Below are 1,486 nucleotides of genomic sequence, written 5' to 3' on the forward strand. Positions count from 1 at the left end.
CCCAGCACCACGCGCACGCCGGTGGCATCGCCGCGGCTGCGCGCTCGCAACGCCAGGCGCCGGCCCAGCGTCACACGCACTTCGCCGTCGCCCAGCGGCAACGCGGTTTCGATGGTTGCCGGCAGCGAGGATTCGGCCGCCTTGCGCAACGGCGCAGGCAACGACAATGCCGTGCCGACCAGGCTGGAGCGCAACTGCAGCGTCGCCGCCTTGTCGCTGATGCCCAGCGTCGCGGTCCACTGTGAGCGCCCGCTGGCGCGGCCCTGCAGCCACGACAGCTCCGGCACGCGCTGCAACAGGCGATCGGCCGGCAGGTTGGCTTCGAGTTCGGCCTCGAACGCATGGCCAGGGTCATGTACATGTTCGCCGGCGCGCAGGGTCAGGATGCCCGGCGCTTCCTCGTGGCGCACGGCCAGGCGCTCGGCGACGAAACCGTCGTCGCCGTAGCGGGCGCGGCCGGTGACGCTGTCGAAGGCAAGCTTCCAGCGCTTGTCGGCCAGGGTCGCGTTGGCGAGCGCCACCTCGCCATCGATCCGCGCCCGTGTCGAATCGTGCAGCGGCAGCGTCATGTCGAAACTGACGGTCGCCGGGCCGCTGGCGGAAACATTGTCGAGGGTGTCGGCGTGGCGGGCGCGCAACGGGCTGCGCCGCAGCAGTTCGACCAGGCGCGACGCATCGGCGCCGCCGCGCGCGGACACGCGCAACGGCGCATGGCCGAAGCGGGTGATGCCCGCATCGAACCGGCGGATGCCGACGCCGGCCAGCACGCCCTTGCCGGAGACTTCGAAACCGTCGGCGACGAACGCGACCTCGCCGACGACCTGTTCCAGCGGCGGCCAGCCTTCATGGAACGCGAGCGTTGCGTCGACGATCTTCGCCGTGGCCTCGAAGCGTCCGCGCGCCGGATTGCCGGGCGCGCCGCGGAACGGCCAATCGTCCAGGTCGCCGGACACCAGCGCGCGCGCATCCTCCAGGCGGCCGGCGACCAGCGCCGCGTCCAGCCATTCGATGGCATGCGGCGACATGCGGTCGTGGATCCAGAAGCCGCTGGCGGCCGTCACCTGCGTTGGCTGCAGGCGCGCGGCCAGGTCGATCCAGGGCCGCGTGCCGTCGCCCTGGAACCACATGCCGCCGCGCACGTCGATGCCGAAGTCGCTGCCGCGCACGCGCAAGGCGCGCGTGTCCACGCGCCAGCCATCGCCTTCGCGCCAGCCGGCGACGGTGCCGTCGAGGCTGGCATCGTGCGCCACGCCGAATCCGGCCGGCCAGTCGAAACGGAACGGCGCCTTGTCGTCCAGCTCGAACGCGAAACCTTGCGCGTCGCCCTGCAGGCGGCCGGCCATTCCGGTGAATCCCGGCGCGCCGCCCACCGGCAGGAAGCCCAGGCCCTCGACGCGGGCGCTGGCCCGCGTGGTGTCGCCGCTGGCGAGGAACTCCACGTCATGCAGCAGCGCACGCGGCGCGGCGGCCGCCAGCCAGGCGCGCA

At 72.9% G+C, this 1,486-nt stretch carries 1 protein-coding gene; it reads right to left on the reverse strand.

Translation table 11 applies throughout. The features are described 5' to 3' along the window. Positions 1 to 1,486: DUF3971 domain-containing protein (locus tag QAA18_RS12750; protein ID WP_279413463.1), on the reverse strand; the 1,486-nt coding region annotated here is incomplete at both ends.

It is taken from the genome of Luteimonas sp. 8-5 (genome assembly GCF_029763755.1).
GTDB lineage: Bacteria > Pseudomonadota > Gammaproteobacteria > Xanthomonadales > Xanthomonadaceae > Cognatiluteimonas.